20 protein-coding genes are annotated in these 24,548 nt (G+C 43.9%); 13 read left to right on the forward strand and 7 right to left on the reverse strand.

Going from position 1 to position 24,548, the window contains the following annotated elements; genetic code table 11:
* Positions 1 to 23: 23 nt before the first annotated feature.
* The gene (gene rsmI / locus H140_RS0100560; protein WP_019671704.1) at positions 24 to 914 is read right to left on the reverse strand and encodes a 16S rRNA (cytidine(1402)-2'-O)-methyltransferase; all 891 of its coding nucleotides are present in this window, start codon (positions 912 to 914) and stop codon (positions 24 to 26) included.
* Between the two features lie 113 nt (positions 915 to 1,027).
* Here rsmI and H140_RS16365 point away from each other — a divergent pair, with 113 nt between their 5' ends.
* From H140_RS16365 to hisC, 8 genes are all read left to right on the forward strand, one after another.
* Positions 1,028 to 1,156, forward strand: coding sequence for a hypothetical protein (locus tag H140_RS16365; RefSeq protein ID WP_019671705.1), 129 nt, complete (start codon positions 1,028 to 1,030; stop codon positions 1,154 to 1,156).
* 118 nt (positions 1,157 to 1,274) lie between these two features.
* The gene (locus H140_RS0100570; RefSeq protein ID WP_019671706.1) at positions 1,275 to 1,721 is read left to right on the forward strand and encodes a YraN family protein; all 447 of its coding nucleotides are present in this window, start codon (positions 1,275 to 1,277) and stop codon (positions 1,719 to 1,721) included.
* A 71-nt stretch (positions 1,722 to 1,792) separates the two neighbouring features.
* Positions 1,793 to 2,812 (forward strand): BON domain-containing protein, encoded by a 1,020-nt coding sequence (locus H140_RS0100575; protein ID WP_019671707.1) that lies wholly within the window; start codon positions 1,793 to 1,795, stop codon positions 2,810 to 2,812.
* A gap of 184 nt (positions 2,813 to 2,996) precedes the next feature.
* Positions 2,997 to 3,245, forward strand: a complete 249-nt coding sequence (locus H140_RS0100580; protein WP_026348708.1) for a BolA/IbaG family iron-sulfur metabolism protein — start codon at positions 2,997 to 2,999, stop codon at positions 3,243 to 3,245.
* Between the two features lie 118 nt (positions 3,246 to 3,363).
* Positions 3,364 to 4,632 (forward strand): UDP-N-acetylglucosamine 1-carboxyvinyltransferase, encoded by a 1,269-nt coding sequence (gene murA, locus H140_RS0100585; protein ID WP_019671709.1) that lies wholly within the window; start codon positions 3,364 to 3,366, stop codon positions 4,630 to 4,632.
* A 188-nt stretch (positions 4,633 to 4,820) separates the two neighbouring features.
* On the forward strand, positions 4,821 to 5,501 hold the full coding sequence (gene hisG, locus H140_RS0100590; protein ID WP_019671710.1) for an ATP phosphoribosyltransferase: 681 nt from the start codon (positions 4,821 to 4,823) through the stop codon (positions 5,499 to 5,501).
* 60 nt (positions 5,502 to 5,561) lie between these two features.
* Complete coding sequence (gene hisD / locus H140_RS0100595; protein ID WP_019671711.1) at positions 5,562 to 6,863, forward strand: histidinol dehydrogenase; 1,302 nt, start codon at positions 5,562 to 5,564, stop codon at positions 6,861 to 6,863.
* 174 nt (positions 6,864 to 7,037) lie between these two features.
* Complete coding sequence (gene hisC, locus H140_RS0100600) at positions 7,038 to 8,150, forward strand: histidinol-phosphate transaminase (protein WP_019671712.1); 1,113 nt, start codon at positions 7,038 to 7,040, stop codon at positions 8,148 to 8,150.
* A gap of 71 nt (positions 8,151 to 8,221) precedes the next feature.
* Here hisC and H140_RS0100605 read toward each other — a convergent pair whose 3' ends face one another.
* A complete protein-coding gene (locus H140_RS0100605) occupies positions 8,222 to 10,015 on the reverse strand; it encodes an anthranilate synthase component I family protein (protein WP_019671713.1) in 1,794 nt (597 codons plus the stop codon).
* A gap of 461 nt (positions 10,016 to 10,476) precedes the next feature.
* Between H140_RS0100605 and H140_RS0100610 the strand changes: the two genes are divergently transcribed.
* Together H140_RS0100610 and H140_RS0100615 are read left to right on the forward strand one after the other, a co-directional pair.
* Positions 10,477 to 11,754, forward strand: a complete 1,278-nt coding sequence (locus H140_RS0100610) for an EcsC family protein (RefSeq protein WP_019671714.1) — start codon at positions 10,477 to 10,479, stop codon at positions 11,752 to 11,754.
* 312 nt (positions 11,755 to 12,066) lie between these two features.
* Positions 12,067 to 12,345: a type B 50S ribosomal protein L31 gene (locus H140_RS0100615; RefSeq protein WP_019671715.1), complete on the forward strand. Its 279-nt coding sequence runs from the start codon at positions 12,067 to 12,069 to the stop codon at positions 12,343 to 12,345.
* Between the two features lie 301 nt (positions 12,346 to 12,646).
* On the opposite strand, the gene murJ is transcribed toward H140_RS0100615, so the two are convergent.
* On the reverse strand, positions 12,647 to 14,197 hold the full coding sequence (murJ, locus tag H140_RS0100620) for a murein biosynthesis integral membrane protein MurJ (RefSeq protein ID WP_019671716.1): 1,551 nt from the start codon (positions 14,195 to 14,197) through the stop codon (positions 12,647 to 12,649).
* A gap of 308 nt (positions 14,198 to 14,505) precedes the next feature.
* On the opposite strand from murJ, the gene H140_RS0100625 reads away from it, so the two are divergent.
* On the forward strand, positions 14,506 to 15,471 hold the full coding sequence (locus H140_RS0100625) for an HpcH/HpaI aldolase/citrate lyase family protein (protein WP_019671717.1): 966 nt from the start codon (positions 14,506 to 14,508) through the stop codon (positions 15,469 to 15,471).
* 158 nt (positions 15,472 to 15,629) lie between these two features.
* On the opposite strand, the gene ampD is transcribed toward H140_RS0100625, so the two are convergent.
* Complete coding sequence (ampD, locus tag H140_RS0100630) at positions 15,630 to 16,226, reverse strand: 1,6-anhydro-N-acetylmuramyl-L-alanine amidase AmpD (protein ID WP_019671718.1); 597 nt, start codon at positions 16,224 to 16,226, stop codon at positions 15,630 to 15,632.
* Between the two features lie 110 nt (positions 16,227 to 16,336).
* Here ampD and H140_RS0100635 point away from each other — a divergent pair, with 110 nt between their 5' ends.
* Positions 16,337 to 18,352, forward strand: coding sequence for an Lnb N-terminal periplasmic domain-containing protein (locus H140_RS0100635; RefSeq protein WP_019671719.1), 2,016 nt, complete (start codon positions 16,337 to 16,339; stop codon positions 18,350 to 18,352).
* A 205-nt stretch (positions 18,353 to 18,557) separates the two neighbouring features.
* On the forward strand, positions 18,558 to 19,949 hold the full coding sequence (locus H140_RS0100640; protein ID WP_019671720.1) for an esterase/lipase family protein: 1,392 nt from the start codon (positions 18,558 to 18,560) through the stop codon (positions 19,947 to 19,949).
* 6 nt (positions 19,950 to 19,955) lie between these two features.
* On the opposite strand, the gene H140_RS0100645 is transcribed toward H140_RS0100640, so the two are convergent.
* The 3 genes from H140_RS0100645 to H140_RS0100655 form a co-directional block, all read right to left on the reverse strand.
* Entirely contained in the window at positions 19,956 to 20,777 is an 822-nt protein-coding gene (locus H140_RS0100645; protein ID WP_156819034.1) for a hypothetical protein, read from the reverse strand.
* A gap of 68 nt (positions 20,778 to 20,845) precedes the next feature.
* Positions 20,846 to 23,881 carry a TonB-dependent receptor gene (locus H140_RS0100650; protein ID WP_019671722.1) on the reverse strand — a complete coding sequence of 1,012 codons (3,036 nt, stop codon included), beginning with the start codon at positions 23,879 to 23,881 and terminating at the stop codon, positions 20,846 to 20,848.
* 9 nt (positions 23,882 to 23,890) lie between these two features.
* Positions 23,891 to 24,499: a hypothetical protein gene (locus H140_RS0100655; RefSeq protein WP_019671723.1), complete on the reverse strand. Its 609-nt coding sequence runs from the start codon at positions 24,497 to 24,499 to the stop codon at positions 23,891 to 23,893.
* Between the last annotated feature and the right edge of the window lie 49 nt (positions 24,500 to 24,548).

The following is a 24,548-nucleotide window of genomic DNA, read 5'->3' on the forward strand; positions in this document are numbered from 1 at the left end:
CATCTGCTTTACAATGTAAGTATTTACTTGTCTTGCAACTCAAGCAGTCGTTGATACAGTGCATTTTTCTTAACGCCTGTTAAATCCGATGCTAAAGCAGCGGCTTTTTTCACCGATAAGTCTTCTAATAAGCGTAATAACAGCTTGTCATGGGCGCTGTCATCGTCAGTTTTGTTGTTGACGTCACCGCCCACCACCAACACGATTTCCCCTTTTTGTTGATTGTTGTCTGCTGCCACAAACTCTGCTAGCTCGCTGAGTGTTGCTTTTTTAACCGTCTCAAAAGTTTTGGTGAGCTCACGGCACAAGGTGGCAGGACGGGTGTCACCAAACACTGCCGCCATGTCGTTCAAGCTAGCGATGATGCGGTGTGGCGCTTCATAAAAGATTAAGGTTTCAGTGCGATTGGCGTATTGCTCCAGCTGTTTGATGCGGCCATGAGTCTTGGCGGGTAAAAAGCCAACAAAGCTAAACTTATCTGAGGGCAGTCCCGCAACACTTAGGGCGGCAATGGCGGCACTGGCACCAACGATGGGTACGACCTTGATACCAGCCTTATGAGCCGCTTGCACCAGTTGATAGCCGGGGTCACTGATTAGTGGGGTGCCGGCATCGCTGATTAATGCAATAGAATGACCACGCTGGATCATTTCAATAATTTTTGGGGTTTGGATTTCGCTGTTGTGCTCGTGATACGCCCAAGTTTGGGTATTGATACCAAAGTTAGATAGCAGCTTGCCAGAGGTGCGGGTATCTTCGCAGGCAATGATATCGACTTTATTTAGCGTATTGATGGCACGAGCGCTGATGTCGCTCATATTGCCAATAGGCGTGGCAACGATATAAAGGGCAGCTATATTGGGCTGAGTGTTTATGGCTGTGTTTGGCTGAAAAAAGGTGTCTGTTGCTGTCATAAAAGACCTTAATTATACGATTGTTTAAAGATAAAGCTAGGTTTACTGTTATCAGTCTATCACGATGTGATAATATATCCTTGTGATGCGTGTCACTTTGTCAGGGTCACTTATTGACCAAAGATATTGACCAAAGACGAATTACTACTATCAGTCAGACGATGGTGGTCAGTCAGACGATGGTGGTTAGTCAGACGATGGTGGTTAGTCAGACGATGGCCGTCTTGCCAGCAGGTAAATGACATCAATACCAGTATCAATATATTGATATTGCGATATTGCGTCATGTAGATAAAGTTTTAACCCATTATTAAGAGGGGTTGTATTGATATCGATAAACTTCAATGCTAAGGATAGCAGATGCCTTCTAATCCCGACTTACTGGCCTCACCAAAGCAATGCCACGGCGGCTACTATGAGCAGTTAGCGGCTAGCTATTTGCAGCAACAAGGGTTGATATTGATTGCTAGTAATTGGCAGCAACCCAAAGTAGGTGAAATTGATTTGGTGATGTTGCATTTGGGCAAATGCTGGCATGTGCTGCTGTTTATTGAGGTGCGTAAGCGTAAAATAACAAGTTATGGTGATGCGGCAATGAGCGTGACCAAGGCCAAGCAGCGCAAGTTGATTAAAACTGCGTATTATTTTTTACAACAGCATCCGCAGTATGCCAAGCTTGATTGTCGGTTTGATGTGGTGGCCTACAACCAACCAGCCTTTGCCATTCAATCTACTGTTGAACCACAAAATCAGTACAACAACCAGCCGGAATGGATACAAGGCGCATTTCTTGCACCTGCATGGTAACAAAGTTTTTAGCAAACTAAGACAAATTAGAAACAAGTCAAAGAAAAATCAAAGAAAATAAGGATATCAACATGGCGAGTTCTTGGTTATTAGCCAATAAGGTTGTTCGTAATAGCAGACGGTGTACATTGGGTGCGCTGTTAGGTGTCGGCTTGTTGTCTGGCTGTACATCGATACAGACCATCAATGCCCCAAATGAATCTTATGGTGTGGCAGTAACTGATCGAACCTTAGCGCAACGAATCTTGGATAAAAGTATTGAAAATACAGTACTGGTCAATATCAATCGGATAGATCCTACCTTGCATCAGCGTAGCCGTATCAATGTGTATAGCTTTTATAGTACAGTGCTAGTGACTGGCGAAGTACCAGATGAGATGACCAAAAAGCAAATTGATACGATTATTGCCTCCATGCCAGATGTAGAACAGTTTTACAATCAACTTAGTATTGCCAATCAAAAAGGCACCAGTTATACCGTGCATGATGCTTATATTAGCTCTAAAGTTAATGCTAAGATTTTGGCAAATAAGGGCATTAGTGGCCGTCAAATTAAAATTGTCACCGATGAGGGAGTGGTATATGCTATGGGCAAACTAACCCCATCACAACGTGGGCATTTGATTAATATTGTTGACAGTACGGTCGGTATTAAGCAGTTGGTACTGCTCACAGACTTGGTTGATAATAACGGCAGACCGTTAGATGAAAGTAGTATTACTCAAGAGGCAGGGCTTGAGCCACCAGCGGCACGCTATACCGAAGCGCCAGTAGAGATTGAAGCGCCAGTAGCCCAGGCTTATGCTGGTCAAGTGGTTGCCAATCAAGGTGTTACTATGCAAGAGAGGACTCAAACTCAAGCGAGTGTTCAGGTAGCAAGCGTACCTGTCATTACACCGCAAGCGCAAAGTGGAGGACGAATGCAAGGTTCTAGTCAAGTTGCCAATCAGTCAGTGACTCAGAATACGACTCAAGTGCCACAAACACAAGACACATCAAATCCAAGAGGGCAGATGCCAGCAGGTCAGGACTCAAATACTTATACCAGTCCTTATATTGAGATGTATAAGCAAGAAGTGCCTGGTTGGTAGGCAAACCTTAATCACACTTGCTATAATCACCAGCAGTTATGGACCAGCTATGTTCAATGTTAACAATTAAAGCTGGTTTGACCCATTTGCTTAGCTGTTTTTAAGTCATTATTATTTTTTACTTTTTCTAAAATCATATTTACAACCTAAAATCATATTTACAACAAAGGTAGCCCCCATGAGTATGAACGCTGAAGATTTAATTACATTTTTACAACCTCACTTCCCAGATGCACTCATTCAGGCAGCCAATCAAGGTAATAAGTTTGATGTACGTGTGGTAGATATCAGCTTCGAAGGCAAGCGTCAAGTACAGCGTCAACAAGCGGTATATGCTTTGGTCAACGAGCTTATTGCCCGTGGTGATATTCACGCCCTTAATATCCAAGCATTAACCCCAGAAGAGTGGCAGCAAATGCAGGCAGAGCAATAAGCCAAGCCGCCGTTATTTGCTTTTGTGCTAACCAAGAGGTTAAGCCAAAGCCATTTCTGGCATAGACACCGTATTTTTTAGTTAATTTTATCGTAAATCTAGTTTAGGACACTGTTCAATGGATCAATTCTTAATCACTGGCCGCAGTCGTATCGCAGGGGAAGTTACTATCTCGGGTGCAAAAAATGCCGCATTACCTTTATTAGCGGCTATGATTTTAGCAGAAACTCCGACGACGCTGAATAATGTTCCCACCTTGCAGGATGTGCGTACCCTAGTTAAGCTGATCGCAGGGATGGGTGTTAATATTGTGAAAGAAGGCAGCACGGTACGTTGCGATACTAGCAGTATTGAAAATTACTTTGCGCCTTATGATTTAGTGAAGACCATGCGCGCCTCAATCTTGGTATTGGGTCCTTTGTTGGCAAGATTTGGCGAGGCAGAAGTATCTTTGCCAGGGGGGTGTGCCATTGGCTCACGTCCTGTGGATCAGCATCTAAAGGCGTTTAAAGCCATGGGTGCAGACATTATGGTTGAAAACGGTTATGTCAAAGCCAAAGCCCCTGAAGGAGGCCGTTTGATTGGCTGTGAATTTAGCTTTGATATGGTCACCGTTGGTGGTACAGAAAACGTGTTAATCGCAGCAACCTTGGCGAAAGGCACCACGATTTTAGAAAACTGTGCGCGTGAACCAGAGGTGGTTGATTTAGCCAATATGTTGGTCGCTATGGGTGCTAAAATTAAGGGTATCGGTACTGCGGTTATGACCATTGAAGGGGTGGATAGCTTACATGGCTGTGACTACTCTGTGGTGCCAGATCGTATCGAAACGGGATCTTATCTGGCTGGAGCGCTGATGACCTGTGGTGATGTAACCGCCAAAAATACTGCCCCAAGCCTTTTGCAACCAGTGTTACAAAAGTTTGAAGAAATGGGTGCTGTTATTACCACAGGGGATGACTGGATTCGTGCACAAATGTCAGGTCGTCCTAAACCTGTCAATATCCGTACCCAGCCACATCCAGGCTTTCCTACCGATATGCAAGCACAACTGATGGCGGTATGCTGCTTAGCAGATGGCACCAGTACCATTAGTGAAAATATCTTTGAAAACCGTTACATGCATGTGCCTGAGCTGAAGCGGATGGGTGCAGACATTCAGGTCGATGGTCATACGGCTATTATTCGTGGCATTGAGCAGTTCAATGCTGCTCCCGTTATGGCTACAGATTTACGCGCCTCTATGTCGTTGGTGATGGCCGCTGCTGCCGCCCAAGGGCAGACAGTAATAGATCGTATTTATCATATTGATCGTGGTTATGAAAATGTTGAAGAAAAGCTGCGTGGTTTAGGGGTTAATATTGAGCGTATTAAGCCAAATGGATAGATCTCAATGTGGTTCTATTTACTTTAACTAGGATTGCAGGCGATTCAAGTTTAAGGTAATTAAGATATGATGTGATTAGGGTTTGATGTGATTAGAATTTAGGATATTTCTGACCTAACTGCTTGATAATTAAAACACTTGCTCCCACCTATAATATAAGAGCTACTATAATATAAGACTGACTTATTATGATTGATAATAACGAACTACTTAATCAAGCCGATAGCAACTTTAATGGGCTAACATTGGCATTATCAAAGGGTCGTATTCTAAAAGAGACTTTGCCACTGTTACAAGCGGCAGGAATTGAGCTGTTAGAAGATCCAGATAAATCACGCAAATTGATTTTTCCAACCTCTCATGAGCAAGTACGGGTATTGATATTGCGTGCCAGTGATGTACCGACTTATGTAGAGCATGGCGCAGCTGACTTTGGTGTGGCTGGCAAGGATGTCTTGCTTGAGTATGGTGCTAAGCATGTTTATGAGCTTCTAGATTTAAAGATTGCCCGATGTAAGCTGATGACAGCTGCTATTAAAGGAGCAACACTGCCCAATCGTCGCTTACGTATTGCGACCAAATATGCCAATGTTGCACGTGCTTATTTTGCAAGTCAAGGTCAACAAGTCGATATTATTAAGCTGTATGGCTCGATGGAGCTTGCTCCTTTGGTTGGTTTAGGTGATTTGATTGTGGATGTGGTTGATACTGGTAATACCTTACGTGCTAATGGGCTTGAGCCACGTGAGCATATTTGTGATGTGTCTTCACGCTTGATTGTCAATCAGGTCAGTTATAAACGTAAGTTTGATTTACTTGAGCCGATTTTAAATAGTTTTAAGCACAGCATTGAGCAGATTGAACATTAAGCCCGCTTGCAACTTGCAAGTTGGCTTTACCCTGATTCTACTCTATTTTAAGGATTATCCATGCGCACGTTAATCAGTACCGATGCTAATTTTGATCAACAACTCACTGAGCTACTTGCCTTTGAAACGGTCAATGACAAGCAGTTATTGGCCACAGTGGACGACATCATTCATCAAGTCCGACATCAGGGCGATGAGGCGGTATTAGCGCTTACCCAAAAGTTCGATGCACATCCAGCGCAAAGTATGCAAGATCTGGTGTTGAGCACTGAGCAGTTAAAACAAGCTTATGATGAGCTTGATATAAAAGTACAAGAGGCCTTGAACACAGCAGCTGCTCGTATCGAAAGCTTCCATGAGCGTCAGCAACAACCTTCATGGGATTACACGGATGAGCTGGGCAATCGCTTGGGTCAAAAGGTTACGCCATTAGATAGCGTTGGCATTTATGTGCCGGGTGGCTTGGCCTCTTATCCGTCTTCGGTATTGATGAATGCCCTTCCAGCAAAAGTGGCTGGTGTAAAAGAGATTATCATGGTAGTGCCAGCGCCAAAAGGTGAGCTAAATCCTTTGGTATTGGCCGCAGCTTATCTGGCAGGAGTAGAGCGGGTGTTTACTATTGGTGGCGCACAAGCGGTCGCTGCCTTGGCATATGGCACACAGACCATTCCACAAGTAGATAAAATCACAGGCCCAGGTAACAAATATGTTGCCGCTGCCAAGCGTGCCGTCTTCGGTCAGGTTGGCATTGATATGATTGCTGGCCCATCGGAAGTACTGGTCTATGCAGAAGGTGAGGCAGAAGACAATGCGGATTGGTTAGCGATGGATTTATTGTCGCAAGCTGAGCATGATACAGTGGCGCAGTCTATATTTGTGACTACCAGTGAAGCGCAATTAAAAGCAGTAGATGCAGCCATTAGCAAGGCGTTAAGCATCTTGCCTAAAGCAGATATTGCGCGTGAATCATTACAAAATCGTGGTGCATTAATTCTGGTTAAAGATCGCCAACAGGGACTCGAAGTAATTAACCGAGTCGCACCTGAACATTTAGAGTTGTCGTTAAATAATCCAGAAGCCTTGATTGACGACATTCGTCACGCTGGTGCGATTTTTATGGGTCGTCACACGCCAGAAGCTATTGGCGATTATTGTGCAGGACCGAATCATGTATTGCCAACTTCTGGAACGGCTCGTTTTTCTTCACCATTAGGGGTATATGATTTTCAGAAAAAATCATCTTTAATTTACTGTACGCAAGCAGGGTCTAAGCCACTAGCAAAAGTCGCTGATATCTTGGCAATGGAAGAAAACTTAGAGGCGCATGCTCGTTCAGCACGCTATCGCAGTGGTGATGCCTAGCTAGTTACTATAATCTTAGCAAAAACTTTTGGATCTTAGCTAAAACTGTTGGATATGTACATAACTAAGACTAAGAACGATACTAAGATTAAGACCGAGACCAAAGCTGAGATATGAATAGGATAGTCATAGATAGTCGTCAGTAGAACAATATAAAAGGTGAACCAAAATAAAATGACAAATGCTATGGAATTTAAACCAGATACAAGACTGTGGTCTAATAGAGCGCGCAATTTAAATCCTTATGTACCAGGTGAGCAGCCAAAACATGATAATTTGTGCAAGCTTAACACCAATGAAAATCCGTTCCCACCCTCACCAAAAGTCGCTGAAGCTATTGGTAAAGTATTGGTAGATCAAGCTCAAGCACTGCGTTTGTACCCAGCCCCTGAGTCGGATGACTTGCGTCAAGCATTGGCTGACGCATATGGATTGACAGTCAATCAAGTCTTTGTTGGTAATGGATCGGACGAAGTTTTGGCCTTGGTATTTGCCAGCTTCTTTATGAAAGAGCGCCCACTACTGGCACCAGATATCAGTTATAGCTTCTATCCAGTATATGCGGATACTTTTGGCATTGAGTTGGCTAATATTCCGTTGCGTGACGACTTTAGTATTGAAACCAATGACTATCGTCAGCCTTGTTCAGGAATTATTATCGCCAACCCCAATGCGCCCACTGGTATTTTATTGTCGTTAGAGTCTATTGATAAGCTAGCAAGTGAGCATCCTAATGTAGTGGTAGTGATTGATGAGGCTTATATTGATTTTGCTAAAACTGAAGAAGGAGCTCCTGCTTCTGCGGTAAGTTTAATTAACAAGCATGATAACTTGTTAGTGACTCAGACATTTTCAAAATCACGCTCATTGGCAGGCTTGCGAGTGGGAATGGCCTTTGGTAATCCGTCATTGATTGAAGCTTTAACTCGCATGAAAAACAGCTTTAATAGCTATCCATTAGATAGATTGGCGCAAGCAGGTGCATTGGGCAGTGTGCAAGACAGCGCATATTTTGAGCAAGTTTGTGAGCAGGTGATTGAGCTGCGTGAGCAGCTGACTGCGCAGTTGACCGAACTTGGTTTTGAGGTATTGCCATCGCAAGCGAACTTTGTGTTTGCCCGTCCAGAACAGGGCAATGCCAGCGAGATTGCCCAGCAGCTGCGAGAGCAGGGCATTATTGTGCGTTATTTTAGTCAGCCTCGTATTGATGAGTATTTGCGTATTACGGTAGGCACAGCTGAGCAAAATCAGCGGTTGATTACTGCATTGCAGCAGTTGCTAGATTAGTTTTAAAGTTTAAGTGCTCCTAGAAAGAACAAAGCCTCGCTTTGTTCTTTTTTTGTTTTATTAGCTTTGAGCTAATCATTACTCTCAGAATCCAAAATCGCCAGTAGATTGCCCACTTTATCCAAGCACTCTTGATATTCTAGGTCGCATTGAGAGCCGACGGTAATACCGCCGCCTGCCCAAAGTGCAACATCACCGTGAGCGTTGGCTTGCAGTGAGCGAATAAGCACATTCCATTGACCAGTCCCGTCAAAGTTCAAAAAGCCCAAGCTGCCACAGTAAGCACCACGTGGTGCGGCTTCAAGCTCACTGATGATTTCAACAGCGCGCTTTTTTGGCGTGCCAGTGATGGAGCCAGCAGGCAAGCTGTCAAACAATACGGTTAACGGGTGAATCTCCGGTCGTATGGTGGCTGTAATTGAGCTGACCATGTGATGCACATTGCTAAAGCTTTCAATAGCAAAAAGCTTTGGCACTTGTACGCTACCGGTAGTGGCATATTTACCCAAGTCATTACGCAATAAATCGACAATCATCACGTTTTCGGCTTGGTCTTTTTCACTATTGGCCAGTTGTTGTTTGAGTTGCTCATCTTGTTCAGGTGTTTTTCCGCGTGGTAGGGTGCCTTTGATTGGCTTAGTTAGGATGCGCTGTTCGTTGTTGATGGTTTTATCAAACATCACAAACAGCTCAGGTGAGCAGCTGAGCAGTTCAAAATCTAGGCTCTGGTTATGGGTGGATGTCTCATTTATGAGCTTCTGATTTGCTGTTTTATCGCTGGGTGTATTAATCGCCAAATAACCAGCAAAGGGTGCTTGCGTTTGTTGATGCAAATTCGGCAAATAGTTGAGCAGATACTGTGGGTTTGGTGCTTGGCTTAATTGACCGTGCCACTTTTGCGTTAGGTTAATTTGGTAACTGTCACCTTGATACAGATAATGCTGGGTTTGAGCAAATGCTGTTTGATAATCATGCTGTGTCCAAGCGGCTGTTAGAGGAAGCTGTGGCAAGCGTGAAAACGAGCAAGCGGTCTTCTGCTTCGGACATTGCAGTTGAGCCTCAAGCTGCTGCAATAGCTTAACCACCAAGGACTTGGCTGCCGCTGAGGTGTCCGCATGTGTTTGCAACTGCCAGCTTTGGGTTGCTGCAATGGGGGTCAAGTAGATATCATAATGACCCAAAAAGGCACAAGGCTGATCGGCAACAGCAATCGCTGAGTTAGGCGACAGCACTTTGGCACCGATATCATAGCCAATAAAGCCCATGAGCCCGTTATGGTAGCTTGGCTGTGCTGTTAATGTTGGCTGTGGCTGACTGTTTTGCTGCGTGTGGTTTTGCTGCGTGTGGTTTTGCTGATTACTGTTTTTGAATAGCGGCTGGCTTTGTGTGTCGGTTTTCGTTTGCGCTTGTGCATAGCCCACCAGCTCATTAATCCAGTCATGATAGTTTAAGATCTCGCAACTTTGCTGTAAGCTTATAGCACAGTCAGTATCGGCAGCGACTGAGTCTGAGTCTGAGTCTGAGTCTGAGTCTGAGTCTGATTTTGAGTCTGATTTTGAGCCTGAGCCTGAGCCTGAGCCTGAGCCTGAGCCTGAGCCTGATTTTGAGTCTTGACGCTGGGTATTCACTATTTCAAACTTTAAGTTGCCATCTTCTAAATCCACGACAGAAGTATTGGTTGCAGGGTAGACCGTCCAAGCCACTTTCGGCAATAAGCCGATAACTTGCTGGCCGTCATTATTTAGCCAACATACCTGCCACGGTAATGATGCTACTGCTGGTGATGAGTGGTTAATCAGATGAAATAGATGTGGCAGCAACTGATGGGCTGGCAAATTATCAAAGAAAAAATTATCAATACTCATTGTTGGCGCTTATTTATTTAGGTGTTGGTTTAATGAACGATTAATGAATGCATAGTGTATGGTTTAGTTGTCATACTATTTTACATTGTGCCAATCACTGATAACACTGTTTAAACTGATATATGGTCATAGTTTACATAAAATGGACTTAATTGAAGTTGGCGTTGATTTCGCTTAACCTTAACCCTGTAACTTGCTTAACCTTCTAACTAAATTATGCTAACTAGATTATGCTAACTAAACTGTGCTAACTTGGTTGTATTAACTTAGCACTTTATAGTTGTAACCGGTTTTATGGTTGTGACTTAATTTATAGTTTTGACTTAATTTATGGTTTCAACTCAATTTACGCTTTTCACTTGGTTTAAGCTTTTCACTGAAAAGGTGCGGTCATCGCTTTATTAGATTCGCTGTTGTATTGTTTAAATTAATAAACTCAATTTACTTAGGAAGTATCTATTATGGATAAAAAATCAAAAAGAAACAAAGCCAGTAAATTTGTCGTAAAAGGCTTAGATACAGCTGGGCTGGTGGCACGTAATAATTTGGAGCGTTTTGGCTCGTTATTAGACAATTTAAATGCAAAATCTGGCAAAGCAAATCAGTTTAAAGCAGTAGATCTGTCAAATTATAAAACTGGCAATGCTAGCAATCTACTAAGCCAACAAACGCTTAAAACCTCACAGCAACTGCTGGGTCCACGCTTTGCTACTTATGGTAAATATGCCAAAAAAGTGGTGCCAGATAGTTTGGCGCAAAAGGCGGCCGACAGCGTGTTTTCACAAGTGGCTAAATTGGCGGCCAGTTGGAGTCAGGTTGACTTGCCAAATGAGCAACGTTTTGCAGGTATTCAGGGTCTAAGTGATCAAGAACGAAATGCGCTGGCACGTGATATTGCGAATCAAAACCGTGCATTGGCAACTCTAGGCGGTGTCACGGGTTTAGCTGGCCTGCTTGGTATGTTGGCTGATACCTTGTGGTTACTATTGGTGTCACTGCGTACAGTGTATCAGTTGGCGACAGTCTATGATAAGCCGCTGACGGGTAAGCAAGGTGTCAAAATGGCCTATGCGGTCTTGTCACATGCTGACTTAAGTAAGATGCAAGAAAAACAAACCATTCTAGCGGCGTTAGGAGTTGTAAAAGGCTTGGTAGCAAATGCTGATAATAGTGGCTTGCGTAATGAGCTGATTAAAGGTGTGGGTATTGCGAGCAGTAATGTGCAGTTTTATGCGCAACAAGTTGATAAATTAGCTGAGCAGTTTAACTTTGATTTGGATAATATCAATCTAAGCTGGTTATCAAGAGTGTTGCCGCTGGTCTCTGTTGCGACCACCGTTCACTATAATAGCTTCTTAATTGATCAGGTCATTGGTGTTGCAAAAGCAACCTTTGGTCCAGAGCCTATCACAGCAAAAGAAGCCATAGCCGACAAAAGTAATGCCAAAGCCGATGACGCTGAGTCTAAATCAGAGACTGAAGCGAAAGAAACTAAAGCTGAAGCCAAACCAGAAGCTAAGTCAGAAGCAAAAGCTGAGCAAAAATCAGCAGAGAAGCCAGTAGAAGACAAAGCAGAAAAATCAGCTGAAAAAGAAGCAGCCGCAGAAAAGTCAGAGGCGGATAAATCAGAAGCAGATAAAAAAGCATCAGCAACATCTGAGTCTGAAAAGAAAGACACAGCTAAGGCAGAAACTGAGTCAGAAGCAAACAAAAGTACAGCAGACTCAAAAGCTAAATAAGAAGGCTAAATAACAAAGCTAAATAACAAAGCTAAATAACAAAGCTAAATAATAGGTAATAACAGACTAATGCGCCCAAAATAATGATGAATAATGAAGGTGCGCCCTGATTTTTTCATCATTAATGGCTTGCATCACTGCTCATTAGTCGGTAAAATTACCGCCTTAACTTCCCGCTGAGGAAGGCTAGAATTGCAAATGGTTGGTATTTTGTGCTGGAATAAGCCAGTGACACGGTGGCCAATCATCAGATGCGCTAGTGCCTCAGTTACGTACAGCCCAGCTGTATATCGGACACAGAGAGACTATATTATGCGTAAAGATATCCACCCAGAGTACAGAGAAGTATTGTTCCATGACACTAATGCGGACGTTTTCTTCTTAACCCGTTCAACAGCTAAAACTAAGACTACTCGTGAGTATGAAGGTCAAGAATATCCTTACTATCCACTAGATATCTCTAGTGCTTCACATCCTTTCTACACAGGCGAGCAGCGTAAAACGTCTAACGAAGGTCGTGTTGCAAGCTTCAACAAACGCTTTGGTGCGTTTGGTGGCCGTAGCAAGGCTAAGAAAACTGACGCTGAATAATTCTACTGATGTAGATTGTTCTGCTGTTTGTTTTCAGCATAAAAAACCACTGCGCTCTGATGAGTTGCAGTGGTTTTTTTATGTTTACAGTATCTATTCTGATTAAATGTATGGTTATACCTTTTCTGAAAAATAACCTATCTTTGTCAAACTCGCTAAACCTACTACTTGTAGCGTTTACACTCTTTTTCCTCGATATCTTAATTTTCAGATTTGGTATTAATTGTCTGTCATATCACCCACACCAAAAAGCCAGCAAATGCTGGCTTTTTATATAAACAATGCGTCGTTCTATTATAGATTAGCCATGTTTTAGCTGACGTGGTCTAAAGCCAGAGGCCAATAGTACAGCGCCGTAAACTACCGCCCCCAACGCACAAATCAATAGCAGCGCAATCACTCTATGTAATTGTGAAGAATGGGTCGGGAAGTATGGCAATACCAAATATAAGGCACCGACCATCACCGCACTGGCAGCCACAAATTGTGCCAACAGCTTTTTCCAGTGAGGGCCAAAGCGGAATAAGTTGCGCTTATGTAGCAGATAATATAACAAACCTGCGTTCACAAAAGAGGCGCCTGTGGTTGCCAAAGCTAAGCCACCATGCAATGGCAATTTGAAGTAATAAAAAATACCGACAAACAATAAGCTAAACACCATATTGGCAACAACCGTGACAATACCAATTTTCACTGGCGTTTTGGTATCCTGACGCGCAAAAAAGGCGGGCGCAAAAATCTTAATCAGCATAAAGCCCAAAATACCACCTGCCATACTACGCAGCGCAAAGCCACTCATATTGGCATCTTCTAGCATAAACTCACCACGCATGAATAAGGTTTGCATCAATACATCAGACAGCACAAATAAGGCACAAGCTGCTGGCATGCCGACCACGATAATCAAGCGTGCTGCCCAATCCAGCGTTTTGCGGAAAGTAACGTCATCTTTTTTGGCTTCACTGGTTGACAAACTTGGCAAGATGACAGTACCAATGGCGACCCCAATGAGTCCCAAAGGTAGCTCAGTTAAGCGTTCAGCAGCATATAACCAAGATACCGAGCCAGTAATCATCAGTGAGGCCAAGATGGTATTGAGCAGTAAGTTAATCTGGGTCACTGACACCCCAAAGATGGCAGGCAACATCAGCTTTAAGATACGGCGCACGCCTTCATGTTGAAAATCAATCTTAGGAGCGACCAACAGCTTTTGCAGATACAGCTGTGGCAGCTGAATGAAGAACTGCAACAGACCAGCGATGGCGACCGCATAACCCAGTGCCATAATTGGCTTGTCAAACATAGGCGCAAAGATTAGCGCACCAGCGATCATACATAAGTTGAGCAGTACGGGTGCGACCGCAGGCGCAGCAAAGCGTCCGTAGCTTTGTAGCACACTACCGGCAAAGGCGGTCATCGAGATGAATAACAAATAAGGGAAGGTCAGGCGCAGCAATTCACTGGCGGTATTAAACTTCTCAGGATCATCAGCAAAGCCAGGCGCAAATAGAGTAATTACCCAAGGTGACGCCAGCATCACCACTATGGTGAGCATGGTCAAGATAGACAGCAATGCGCCAGACGTGCGACTGATAAGAATCTGCACTTCTTGTAGAGTAAAGCGTTCTTTGTATTCAGATAATACAGGTACAAACGCTTGGCTAAAGGCACCTTCGGCAAATAAACGGCGTAAAAAGTTTGGAATCTTAAAGGCGACCAAAAAGGCGTCCATCAAGCCGCCAGCACCAAACACGCCCATCAGTACCATATCACGTACAAGGCCTAGAATACGTGATAGCATGGTCATTGAGCTGACGATCATCGTCGAGCGAAACAGTTTACTTTTTGCCATGTGATCTTAATGCCTGTTTTAATCTTGTTTTAATCTGTCAGAAAGTGAACCAGAAGTGTCAAATAGCGCAAATTATAGCATTATCTGACAAAAAGAATGGCGCTGACGCATGAAATTATAATGAAAGAGGGTTCTAGTCGGCAGTGTTGGCATCGCAAAGATGGTATTGACTGTTAAGTTTTTGCTACATTGATGGCGATAACAATTGGTAGAATGGGTCAAAGTCTATCCGTTGATAGTAGCTTCGTTAAGGTTAAAAATAAAGTTAAAAAAGATAGAGTAGCGCAAACGCAAGGATAACAGCGACAATGGAAAATAAATTTTCGTCAGAATTAGAACAAAAGTTAGAGTCAGGTTCTATGCTGGAATTGGCACCGCGCAGTTGGATTTTTGTACCCGCTATGCGTTCAGATCGCTTTATCAAAGCGTTAAATAGTGGTGCGGATGCGGTTATTATAGATCTTGAAGATGCGGTAGATTCTGCCGATAAGCAGCAAGCGCGAGACAATGTGTCCAGCTTTTTGCTAGGATTGGAGCAAGACAGTCAGCAGCTGTCTTTTTTGCCTCATATTTGGCTGCGTATTAATAATATCTCTGATGAGCCTAATAACAAAGGGGTTGCCAATAACGAAGAGGCTGCCACTGATAAATCAGAGCAACGCCAGGCTGATATTGCGCTGTGTCAGCAGTTATTGCACACCAGAAAACTGGCTGGTGTGATATTGCCAAAAGTCACCACTGCTAAGCAGGTGCATGAGGTTAGCGAGCTACTTAATTGTCCAGTCATTGCACAGATTGAGTCAGCACTTGGAATGAGTAACTTGGCAGATATTGTCAAAACTCCAGAGTTAAAAGCAATCAGCTATGGGCGCTTAGATATTGCCAATGAGTTAAATTTGCGAGCAGGTTCTCAAGCAGAACATGACTTTTTTGTGCAGCTGCGGATACAGATGTTATTAGCGAGTAAGGTGCAGCGGTTGTTGCCACCGATTGAAAGTATTTATGCCAATTTTAAAGACACAGACGGCATGATGGCAGCCGCCCGTTATGCATCGGACTTGGGATTTTCTGGCATGCTGTGTATTCATCCCAGTCAGGTGGCTGTGGTGAATCAGGCATTTAATGCGACACAAGCGCAGTTAGCGTTTGCCAAGCAAGTGATGACTCATTATAAGCAGACGGGCGAGAGTATCTTTGCCATTGATGGGGTGATGGTCGACTTACCAGTGATATTGCAGTGCCAACGTTTGTTAGAGTCTGCAACGCCAGCCTAGTCCATCAACGCCAGCTTAGCTCGTCAATGTGTGCTTAATTTTCAACGTTTGCTTAAGTGCTTTGGCACTTGCTCAAGACTGTTGATTTCCAATTTCTAGTTGGTTTAGTTTAATCAAAAGGCGATTTAAGTTGCGTCTAGATTGAGCTAAGTGGCTAACTAGCTAAGCAATTGGTTAACTTGGTAACGCAGTCTTGCCCAGTCAAAATGTGCACCTGGATCCGTCTTACGTTCCGGTGCAATGTCACTATGACCAGCTAGATGACGGCGAGTCTTGGGATAAGCTTGATACAAAGCGATAATGACTTGTGCTAATGAATCATACTGCTGATCAGTAAAAGGCTGATAATCGGATCCCTCTAGTTCAATACCAATGCTATAATCATTACATTCAGGTTGACCTAGATAACAAGAGCGACCCGCATGCCATGCTCTGTCTGCAAAATTGACCAGCTGCGTAACTTGCCCATCACGTTCGATAAATAGATGTGCTGATACCTCTATGCCTTCAATGGTTTTAAAATAGGGATGCGCATCCCAATCTAAGCGATTGGTAAATAAAGCTTTGACATAGTGCTGACCATTGGCATCGACTTGACCAAACTCATTGGGTGGCAAGCTGATATTATGGATTATAATAGCGCTAATATCGGTATTGTCTGGGCGTACGTTGAAGTTGGGTGAGGCGAGCCACTGTGCTTGGTTTAACCGACCATTGGTCACGCTCATGTTTTGTTGTATCTTGGGCTGTGTCATCTGGTATGGCTCCATAATATGACAGGTCGTCTGTGGCCTGGCTAATTTTATACAGATCCTAATATTAGCATAAAACTTACCTATCAACTTGATAATCAATAAGGGTGGCTATGTTTGCCTCAAAATTTGTTGTTTTTAAAGGATTGCCACAAAAGATGCTGGTATTGGCAGTGGCAACCGCAATAAGCAGTATCACAGTATCAGTACAAGCACAAAACACGTCAAGTGCAGTGTTAAAGAGCTCAGCGGTACAAGATGTCAGTCACAATAATACGAATCAAAGCAATTTAAATCAAAACAGCCCAAGCCAAAGCCGCTTGAACAGTGCTGAGCAACAAGCCGCCATCAAGGCATTAGTTGACATCGCCAATAAAAAGCAGTTAGCAACTCACCCAACATGGCTACGCCTGCATTTTTATCAACACAAAGGGCAGGGGGATGGTGGTGTTACTTATGATAGCAAGGTAGATAGTCCCTCATTTTTTGTGAGCACACAGGGCAAGCACAATCCGCAAGCTGAGCTAGAGGCCTTTATTGCTGCCACGGTAACTCAGGGCATTGATGGTGATGACAGTGTGGCGTGTCGCTTTCCGGCTCGTACTCATTGGTTAAAATCACAGTTGGGTATTGAAGAGATTGTGCCAACATGTCCAGAGTTTGACACTTGGCTGCACAAGCTTGACCCACAGCAGCTGTCTGTGGTGCACGCTGAAGAATATCCAGATCGTCTGGTATCTGCTTTTGGGCATACCTTATTGCTGATTGATTCCACAGCAAGTTTGGCAGATCCTGCTGCCATTGATAAGGCACACGCCTTAAATGACACAGTGGCAGGCAATCCAGATGATTCATTTGTGAAATACGCGATTAACTCGGCCTTTGGTGGTTATCATAATGACATCACGATTGAACCGTTTCCAGAAAAACTGGCCGAATACTTGCAACGTGACAGCCGTGATGTGTGGACCTATGTGTTAGATTTAAACGAAGAAGAAGTGCAGCAAATTATCCGTCATGTGTGGGAATCAAAAGACTTAGAGTTGCCGTATTATTTTACCTTAGATAACTGTGCTTCTGAGATTTTGCGTTATATTGACACCGTCCGCCCCGAAGGCAATTTGCTTGATGAGTTTAAGCTGGCTGTGGTGCCATCAGATGTGGTGCGACTGCTGCATAAAGAAGGCCTGCTAAAGCAAAAAAGATTTTTGCCAGCAGACAATACCTTAGCGCAAGCCAAACTCAATAACCCACAACTGGTGGCCAATTTACCAGACAGTAGTATTAGCTCAGAGCATAAGTTGGTGAGCACACAGTTGGTGCCAACAGACAATAATCCAATCGATGCGCATGAGCTACAACGGGTAATGATAGGTACTGGCTCAACCGATGCAACAGGTTATTTGAGCTTAGTCTTCCGAGGAGGCTTTCACAGTCCACTGGATAATCCAAGCGGTTATCCACAAAATTTTCATTTAGAAGCAGGCTCTGCTGAAGTACGAGTATATGCGGATGATGACAAGCGCAAAGGCAATCATAATCGTGTTGAGCTGCAGCAGTTAACCCTTGTTCGAGGTCGCTCGTTTAACCCGATTAATACGGCGCACAAGGGCGATTCTTTGTTATCAAGCTGGGGCATTAACGTGCAAGCCACTCAAGTCAAAGACGGCTCACAAGCATTTAAAACCAGAGATAACAGCAACAAAGATCGCCGTCATTTAGTCGGTAATTTAGGCTATGAAAAGGGCGTGTCCATGGCATTTGGCTCACCGACCGCTGGCTCAGGTCAGATGCCACCACATTTGTGTTATGCCTTGGGTACTGGGATGGCGCAAGTGGGTAAAGGTTTGTCTAAAGGCTATCGCCTAGGGGCTGGCGTGAATCTGGGTTGCCGTTATCAAATGGGATCGAATGCCCGTGTGGTCGGCGAGCTACAGTTGCCGTATTGGTATCATGGCAGCACCCATTCATCGCAAGTTAGAGGTCATTATTGGCAGCCAATTTTAACGCTCGGTGCTCAGTATGATTTGGGTCAAAATAAAGCGATTCGCTTACAGGGCAGTTATGAGTTGCAAGATAGAATTGAGGGGCGTGAGGATATTCAGCTGGCTTACGTGACTTATTTTTAGCAATTAGCTTGAGTTTAATAGCTAACTTGAGCCCAACACAAAGCTTGGATTTAACTATAAGCTTGGATTTAACTATAAGCTTGGATTTAACTACAAGTTTAGATTTAACTACAAGTTTGGATTTAACTACAAGTTTGGATTTAACTACAAGTTTGGATTTAACTACAAGTTTGGATTTTAATGACAAGCAACACAGGGATGTTAAATGACTATAAATTCAGCCAAACTCAGCCTTGATCCTGATTCTAGGGAGGCGTCTCAGCATCCGTCTGATACTTCACAATCAAAGCTGATAAAGCCGCTGTCACCCTTGTCACTCAGTGACTTTGTGGCTGGTATAAGCCAGCTGACTGTCATCGGGGTGATGGAAACTACTGATATTGTTGAGGCGATACACCGTGACATTGTGCTGCGGCCATTGGGGCTGCTCAATCATAGGTATGGAAAGCTTTGGCAACACGGCATCAGTCATCGTGTATACGGTGCGGTAAAGGGCATTACCTCTTTAGTAGGGCAAAGCCTGACGCTGGGCATAAATCAATACAGTCGTTTGGCTCGGCGTCTGCCTGCTCAGTCATTGTCGCCACAGCTGATGAGTGTGGTGAATGTCATGAATGGGGTCATGGGTGATCATCTGGTTACTCATAGCAACCCATTGGCACTGCCCATGACGCTTTATCAGCAGCAGCTAGATCCGCACGACCCATTACAAAACTTACAGCTGATGCCCCTATTAAGTTTGTCGAATGAGTTTACCGATAGTGCTTTAGCGGACAGCAGGGTAACCAATAAAATCAGTGGTAGCGTTGTCATTATGCTGCATGGGCTATGCATGGGGCATCTAAATTGGCAGCCAGAAAATCAGCACTCATTAGGGCATAGAATTTTACAACAGATGCCGGACGCAACGCTGTTATATCTAAACTACAATACTGGCCAGCGTATCTCAACCAATGGTCAACAGTTTGCCAAGTGGCTACACAGACTTACCAATCAGAATCCCGATATCACCCGTATAAATTTGATTGGGCACAGTATGGGTGGGTTGGTTTCTCGTAGTGCGCTTTATTATGGTGCTCAAGCTCACTATGAGTGGGTGGATAAGGTGAATAAATTAATTACTTTGGGCACGCCGCATCATGGTGCGGTGCTAGAGCGTATCGGTGATTTTGTACAACAAAGTATCGCTAAGCTGCCGTTTGCAGGCGCATTAGCTAAGCTCGGTGATATTCGCAGTGTGGGTATTATCGATTTGCGTCATGGCAGTGTTCGAGACGAGGATTGGCAGGCGCTACAATCACGCAGCGTATTGCCAGATGAGGCACGCCACTTTACGCCCTTGCCTGAGCATATTAGCTGTTATTTTTTAGCAGGGAGCTTAAGCGAGGAGGGCGATGAGTCTGATATGGGTCATTTATTGGGCGATGGATTGGTGAACATTCCATCTGCCTTGGGTGAGCATACTGATGAACACACGCTAGATGTACCTGATGCGCATAAAGCAGTATTTTATGAGGTAAGCCATCTTGCTTTATTGACTGATGAGCGTGTATTGAATCAGACGCTTGAGTGGTTGCAGGAAAGTCAGTTAGGTTAACAGGTTTTACTGGGTATTAACAGCAATCGTTATATCGTAATTCCCCGTATTGCTTAGGTTCATATTCTTTAAATCAACACGTGCGCCCACACCAAGCCAACAGTATTTAGGCAGTAAGAATCCCGTGTTAAAAAAAGCGTCTGCCACATTTTGATTGGCATGATATAAAGTTACATCAGCGATAATTTTTTGGGCTGGGTTATTTTGGTTAATGAGCTGCGCATTTTTAAATACTACAATATCTTGTGGCGAGCTGTTTACTCTTTGCGGAGCAGACGACTGTCCGATAAGTGTAAATATATTAGGGTTGTCTCGTAAATAGTTTTTTAGTAGCTCATACTGATTGCCACCTCTTGGCGCAGATAAACAGCTACTGACATAAGCGATCTTGGTATAAAAGTTAAATAGGCTTGGCGAGTTTTTATATCCGCCTGAGTTGGGAAATAAGGCGGATAAATTGCCAGTATTTAAGTTTATATTTAAATTGCTGGGGGTAAAGCCTTGAAGTTGAATACTGCTCTGAATCGGAAACGTCTGAACTGTACTACCCATACTAATAGATTGGCTACCGCCGGGTAGGATGGTGTTAGGATTCGGTTTGAAAGTTAGGTTGGTAGGCGCAAAGTTTTGTTTGCAAAAAAATACAGTTTCTGGATAGCTTCCAGGAATACTAACTCTACCGACATTATTTGCAGGGTCACTGGTAATATTAGGGCAGGCCAAAGCTGTCTGGCTACAAATCCCTGTAAGAATTAGGCCGGCTAGCTTTAAAGACCATTTATGGGCTGCTAACAGTTGAAAGTTACTATTTAATTGCATCATGTTCATAATAAAATTATCTCGGATATTTTACTTGTCTGTGTATGAGCCAGTTTAAGCAATGAACCTATCATGAGTCAGTCAGCCGGTAACTCAGTCGGTAATAAAAGGAATTGCATCACAAAATCATCATCAATCACAACTTTCTGTTCTTGATAATCTGCTGACTTTAAAGTGTAGGTCGCAGAAGGTAACCCAAATATTTGGAAGTAGCCAAAGTTACCTGAGGTAGCGGATTGTATTAATTGATTGCCCTGATAAACACCTATTTCAACACCGGCCTTACCGTCCATAAGCTTACCTGATATACCGTATGTCTTTTGCAGCGCAAGCGGAACAGAAGTGGGTGAGTAATTGCTAACACGGATGCGCGGTGTTGGTACTTCACTGGTGCTGTATTCCAACGGTAAGTTTTTAGCGTCCATCTTCAAGGTATAATCGCCAGCTTTGATATTGCTAATTAAGTATTGGCTGTGTGTGTCATTTGCGCCAAGCAGACTGGCGTCAACTTTTTGATCGTTTAAAGTAAAGCGCATAGAGTTGTTGTCAATGCTGGGCTCAGCAGGATGCGCAATATCGACTACCACACTGCCCAGGTTTTGACGTGGATAATTGCCCAACTGTAAGCGTCGTTTTGGCGCTTTAAACATATCAAACGATAACTTAGCGTACAAATAGTTATTCTGTTGCCAAGCAGGCAGTCTATTATCACCAATTAGCCCATCCGTTGTCACCAAGCCGTAAAGACGCTCAGTGGGTATCGAGTCGACATAACGGTGCTTGTATCCCAAGCTAAAGTTAACGCTATTACGATGGGTCAGCTGCCAGTCAGCCTGCCAGCCCAAGTGATTGTCATAAAGGCTATATCCGATACTGACTAGGTTATCCAAGCCATTCCAGCGAGATAGCTGGTTTGGATCATCAGCATGAATAAACCGATAACTCATATCGCCCTGATATAAGGGTTTACTGTTGTGATGGTGGTAACTGATCGATTGTCCTAAGCTAAGTTGCTCATTTAAGTAATGACGCAGCGAAAATGTATCACTGTCATTATCACCAGACAGTCCAAAAGTGTTGTGCGTGTTGGCTGAATTTCGAGGGGTTACAGATAGGTTTTTATCTTGCCATAAAAGACGATAATTGTAGCGATCGCCTCGGGTATCCCAGTTGATATTGGCGTTTAACGATGGACTAAACTGATGAGACACGCTGGCATAGGCATGATATCTATCAAATGCGGTTGGTCGTGCCAAATCATCATGTCGTGCCAAATCATCATAGTATTGGTTAAGACTGACGCTGGTTTTATTATTAGGACGATAATTCAATAGAAGCTGATGCCGCTCATCACGAAGTTTTTTATTGTTCAATAAGCCACTGTTTGAGGCATCAAATTGACGATAATTATATTGGTAATTGGCCCACAGTTTGCGGCGCTGATACTGTAACTGCGCTTGCCAAAGCTGTTGATTTGGCATGTGTGCATGGCTGACATCAAGATTGGTATAAACTGAAGGGGTATAGTTGAGTCCTGCATGCCAAGATAGGGCACTGCTATTTTGTCTTTGATTATATAAGTTGTGATTTAAGCCACCACGTATGGCCAAGCGATTAGTGACCCCGTATTCTGCGTACACATGGGCAGCAGTATCGTGATGCTCGTTGTTATCTTTGTTAAACAAGTTGCCAGAGCGACCAATACCGGCCTCTATCAATAGTTCATCTGTCGCAGTGTTGGTACGTCGTTTGCCCAAAAATATAGGGCGTACTTCTAACGGCTGGCGAGCCAATGGATGAGCGAATATGGCAATCTCAATCAAGGTATCAGCTAAGGTCACTTGGCTGACATCGAGATTTAAAAACTCATAACGACCATCAAGACCAATCTGCACCCGTGCCAACGCTCGACCATCAATACGTAGCTCAGCCACCCCGCCGGGCTCACCAGTACCACTAATGTGTTGATAATCTTGGCTGGTATTTTGTAATAGGCTGTGACTGGTGTCATCAAAAAAGCTTAAATGGCGTTCTATATCTCGATTGCTATAAGCAACTAACGCACCAGTAAATTCTGAACTGGAAGTCTGAACCCCTTGTCCAAGTGAATTTGGTCGGTTAACACCCACTCGAGTCGCTATCTGCTGCCCTGATTTTGCCCAATATACATTATCAAGTTGCCAATCATCCCACTCAGAGGGTAAATATGAAAAACCATCAAACGCAGTTTTGCTAAAGCGTTGAGACGGAGTGCGAGAGAGGTCATCTCGCTGTGTCTTTTGTTCACTATGGCTGTCTATGCCCAGCGCGCGTATGCCCCATACACCACCTAAGCCATAGCCAAAAGCGCCAATATCTGCATACATTTGCCGATTGGTTGAAGATGCTTGTTGCGCATTGCCCACATTTTCTGAGGCGGTCAGTGAGCTATTAAATGACAACCCTAACAATCCGAAGCGATTAGGATAATAATCTACCTGTTGCTGCTTAGCTTGTGTCTTATCATCCGCTGACAGTTTCTGTTTTATTTTGTCAGGTTGCCAGCCCATATTTAGACTGACTGCCAAATCAGCTTGATTATAGTCAGCAGTTATTCCTAACTTTTTCAGGTGACTGAGAGCAAGATAGCGTTGATCTTGATAGACGATCACTTGATCAGCCGTAAGATGTGTATCGCCAATAGGCGTGCTGACTGAATAGCTGCTGGTATTGCCATTGGCGGCATCATTAGTCGGAGGATTGGCGGATATCTCGACACCGGTTAAGCGTATCAAATCATCTAATGACAGATAATAAGCGTCATTTTGCTGCGTGGCTGTATTGGTATGTTTTGTTGTTAGCTCTGTTGTTAGTTCTGTTGTTAGTAATGAGGACTCTCTACCACTGTCATACAGCACTTCAAGGGCATCTACCTCTTGACCATTGACATAGATGCCAACCAGACTGGGCGTTAGATATGTTCGTTCATCAAAGATAGAGCTGTGCAGAGTAGAAGGTGCTGTCTGTACGGATGGCGATGCGCTTAGCGCTGCATGTGCCATCATGCCGTAACCGCCACCAATCCCTGGCAAAGAAGCAAATATCATCAAGCGTAAAGTCGTTTGATTGTTCATCCGTAGCTACTACTCGATATGAAAGGTAATGGGCAGACCATAGCGTGAGCCAATCTCGACAGTAACGCCTTGACCGTCGGCATCATAAGTCAGCGCTTTATCAACTTGCTGCTCAATCGATAGCATGGCGCTATGAGTACCTGTCGCAAACTGTACGGGTGGGCGCAGTGACAGGCGCACTGTCTGATAGCCACCAGGTGCAATGGTAAACTCGGTGGGGTTGATGAGCGTCCAAGGTTTGAGCGTATTCTCATTAGGTGCAATCGGCTTACCGGTCGCTGTGTCGATATCAATTAAGTTTAAGCGGATGCTCTTAGGCTTACTGCCATAGTTATATAAAGTTAATGATTGGTTTAAGCGTGCGGTGTTCTTATTATTCGTTAAAGAGACAGTTTCGTTAATGCGAGCTGGAGAGATGCCCAACTGTGCTGGCGGCAGCTGCTTTTGTTTATCTTGGTTGACCACCATACTGGTTCTACCGCTGTCATCCTTTGAGGTATGAATGATCAACTCTGCCTGTGCAGACTGAGCTAACAAACTGACGATTGGTAACAGTGCAAGGCCAGCTAGGCGGGCAGGTTTTTGATTCATAGTAAAGCGGCGTAATAAAATAAACATGACTTACCTTGATAATAGCATCTAATGCTTACTGAGTTATTGGTACTAA

Origin of the sequence: Psychrobacter lutiphocae DSM 21542, from assembly GCF_000382145.1 — a bacterium.
Classification (GTDB): Bacteria; Pseudomonadota; Gammaproteobacteria; order Pseudomonadales; family Moraxellaceae; genus Psychrobacter; species Psychrobacter lutiphocae.

Bases quoted from the DNA above. Each gene is read 5' to 3' on its own strand.
- H140_RS0100650 (WP_019671722.1), bottom strand. From the start codon at position 23,881: ATGAACAATCAAACGACTTTACGCTTGATGATATTTGCTTCTTTGCCA.
- H140_RS0100580 (WP_026348708.1), top strand. From the start codon at position 2,997: ATGAACGCTGAAGATTTAATTACATTTTTACAACCTCACTTCCCAGAT.
- H140_RS0100575 (WP_019671707.1), top strand. From the start codon at position 1,793: ATGGCGAGTTCTTGGTTATTAGCCAATAAGGTTGTTCGTAATAGCAGA.
- H140_RS0100640 (WP_019671720.1), top strand. From the start codon at position 18,558: ATGACTATAAATTCAGCCAAACTCAGCCTTGATCCTGATTCTAGGGAG.
- ampD (WP_019671718.1), bottom strand. From the start codon at position 16,226: ATGACACAGCCCAAGATACAACAAAACATGAGCGTGACCAATGGTCGG.
- H140_RS0100605 (WP_019671713.1), bottom strand. From the start codon at position 10,015: ATGAGTATTGATAATTTTTTCTTTGATAATTTGCCAGCCCATCAGTTG.
- hisD (WP_019671711.1), top strand. From the start codon at position 5,562: ATGCGCACGTTAATCAGTACCGATGCTAATTTTGATCAACAACTCACT.
- H140_RS0100645 (WP_156819034.1), bottom strand. From the start codon at position 20,777: ATGAACATGATGCAATTAAATAGTAACTTTCAACTGTTAGCAGCCCAT.
- rsmI (WP_019671704.1), bottom strand. From the start codon at position 914: ATGACAGCAACAGACACCTTTTTTCAGCCAAACACAGCCATAAACACT.
- H140_RS0100570 (WP_019671706.1), top strand. From the start codon at position 1,275: ATGCCTTCTAATCCCGACTTACTGGCCTCACCAAAGCAATGCCACGGC.
- H140_RS0100655 (WP_019671723.1), bottom strand. From the start codon at position 24,499: ATGTTTATTTTATTACGCCGCTTTACTATGAATCAAAAACCTGCCCGC.
- H140_RS0100625 (WP_019671717.1), top strand. From the start codon at position 14,506: ATGGAAAATAAATTTTCGTCAGAATTAGAACAAAAGTTAGAGTCAGGT.
- H140_RS0100635 (WP_019671719.1), top strand. From the start codon at position 16,337: ATGTTTGCCTCAAAATTTGTTGTTTTTAAAGGATTGCCACAAAAGATG.
- H140_RS0100610 (WP_019671714.1), top strand. From the start codon at position 10,477: ATGGATAAAAAATCAAAAAGAAACAAAGCCAGTAAATTTGTCGTAAAA.
- murA (WP_019671709.1), top strand. From the start codon at position 3,364: ATGGATCAATTCTTAATCACTGGCCGCAGTCGTATCGCAGGGGAAGTT.
- hisC (WP_019671712.1), top strand. From the start codon at position 7,038: ATGACAAATGCTATGGAATTTAAACCAGATACAAGACTGTGGTCTAAT.
- hisG (WP_019671710.1), top strand. From the start codon at position 4,821: ATGATTGATAATAACGAACTACTTAATCAAGCCGATAGCAACTTTAAT.
- murJ (WP_019671716.1), bottom strand. From the start codon at position 14,197: ATGGCAAAAAGTAAACTGTTTCGCTCGACGATGATCGTCAGCTCAATG.
- H140_RS0100615 (WP_019671715.1), top strand. From the start codon at position 12,067: ATGCGTAAAGATATCCACCCAGAGTACAGAGAAGTATTGTTCCATGAC.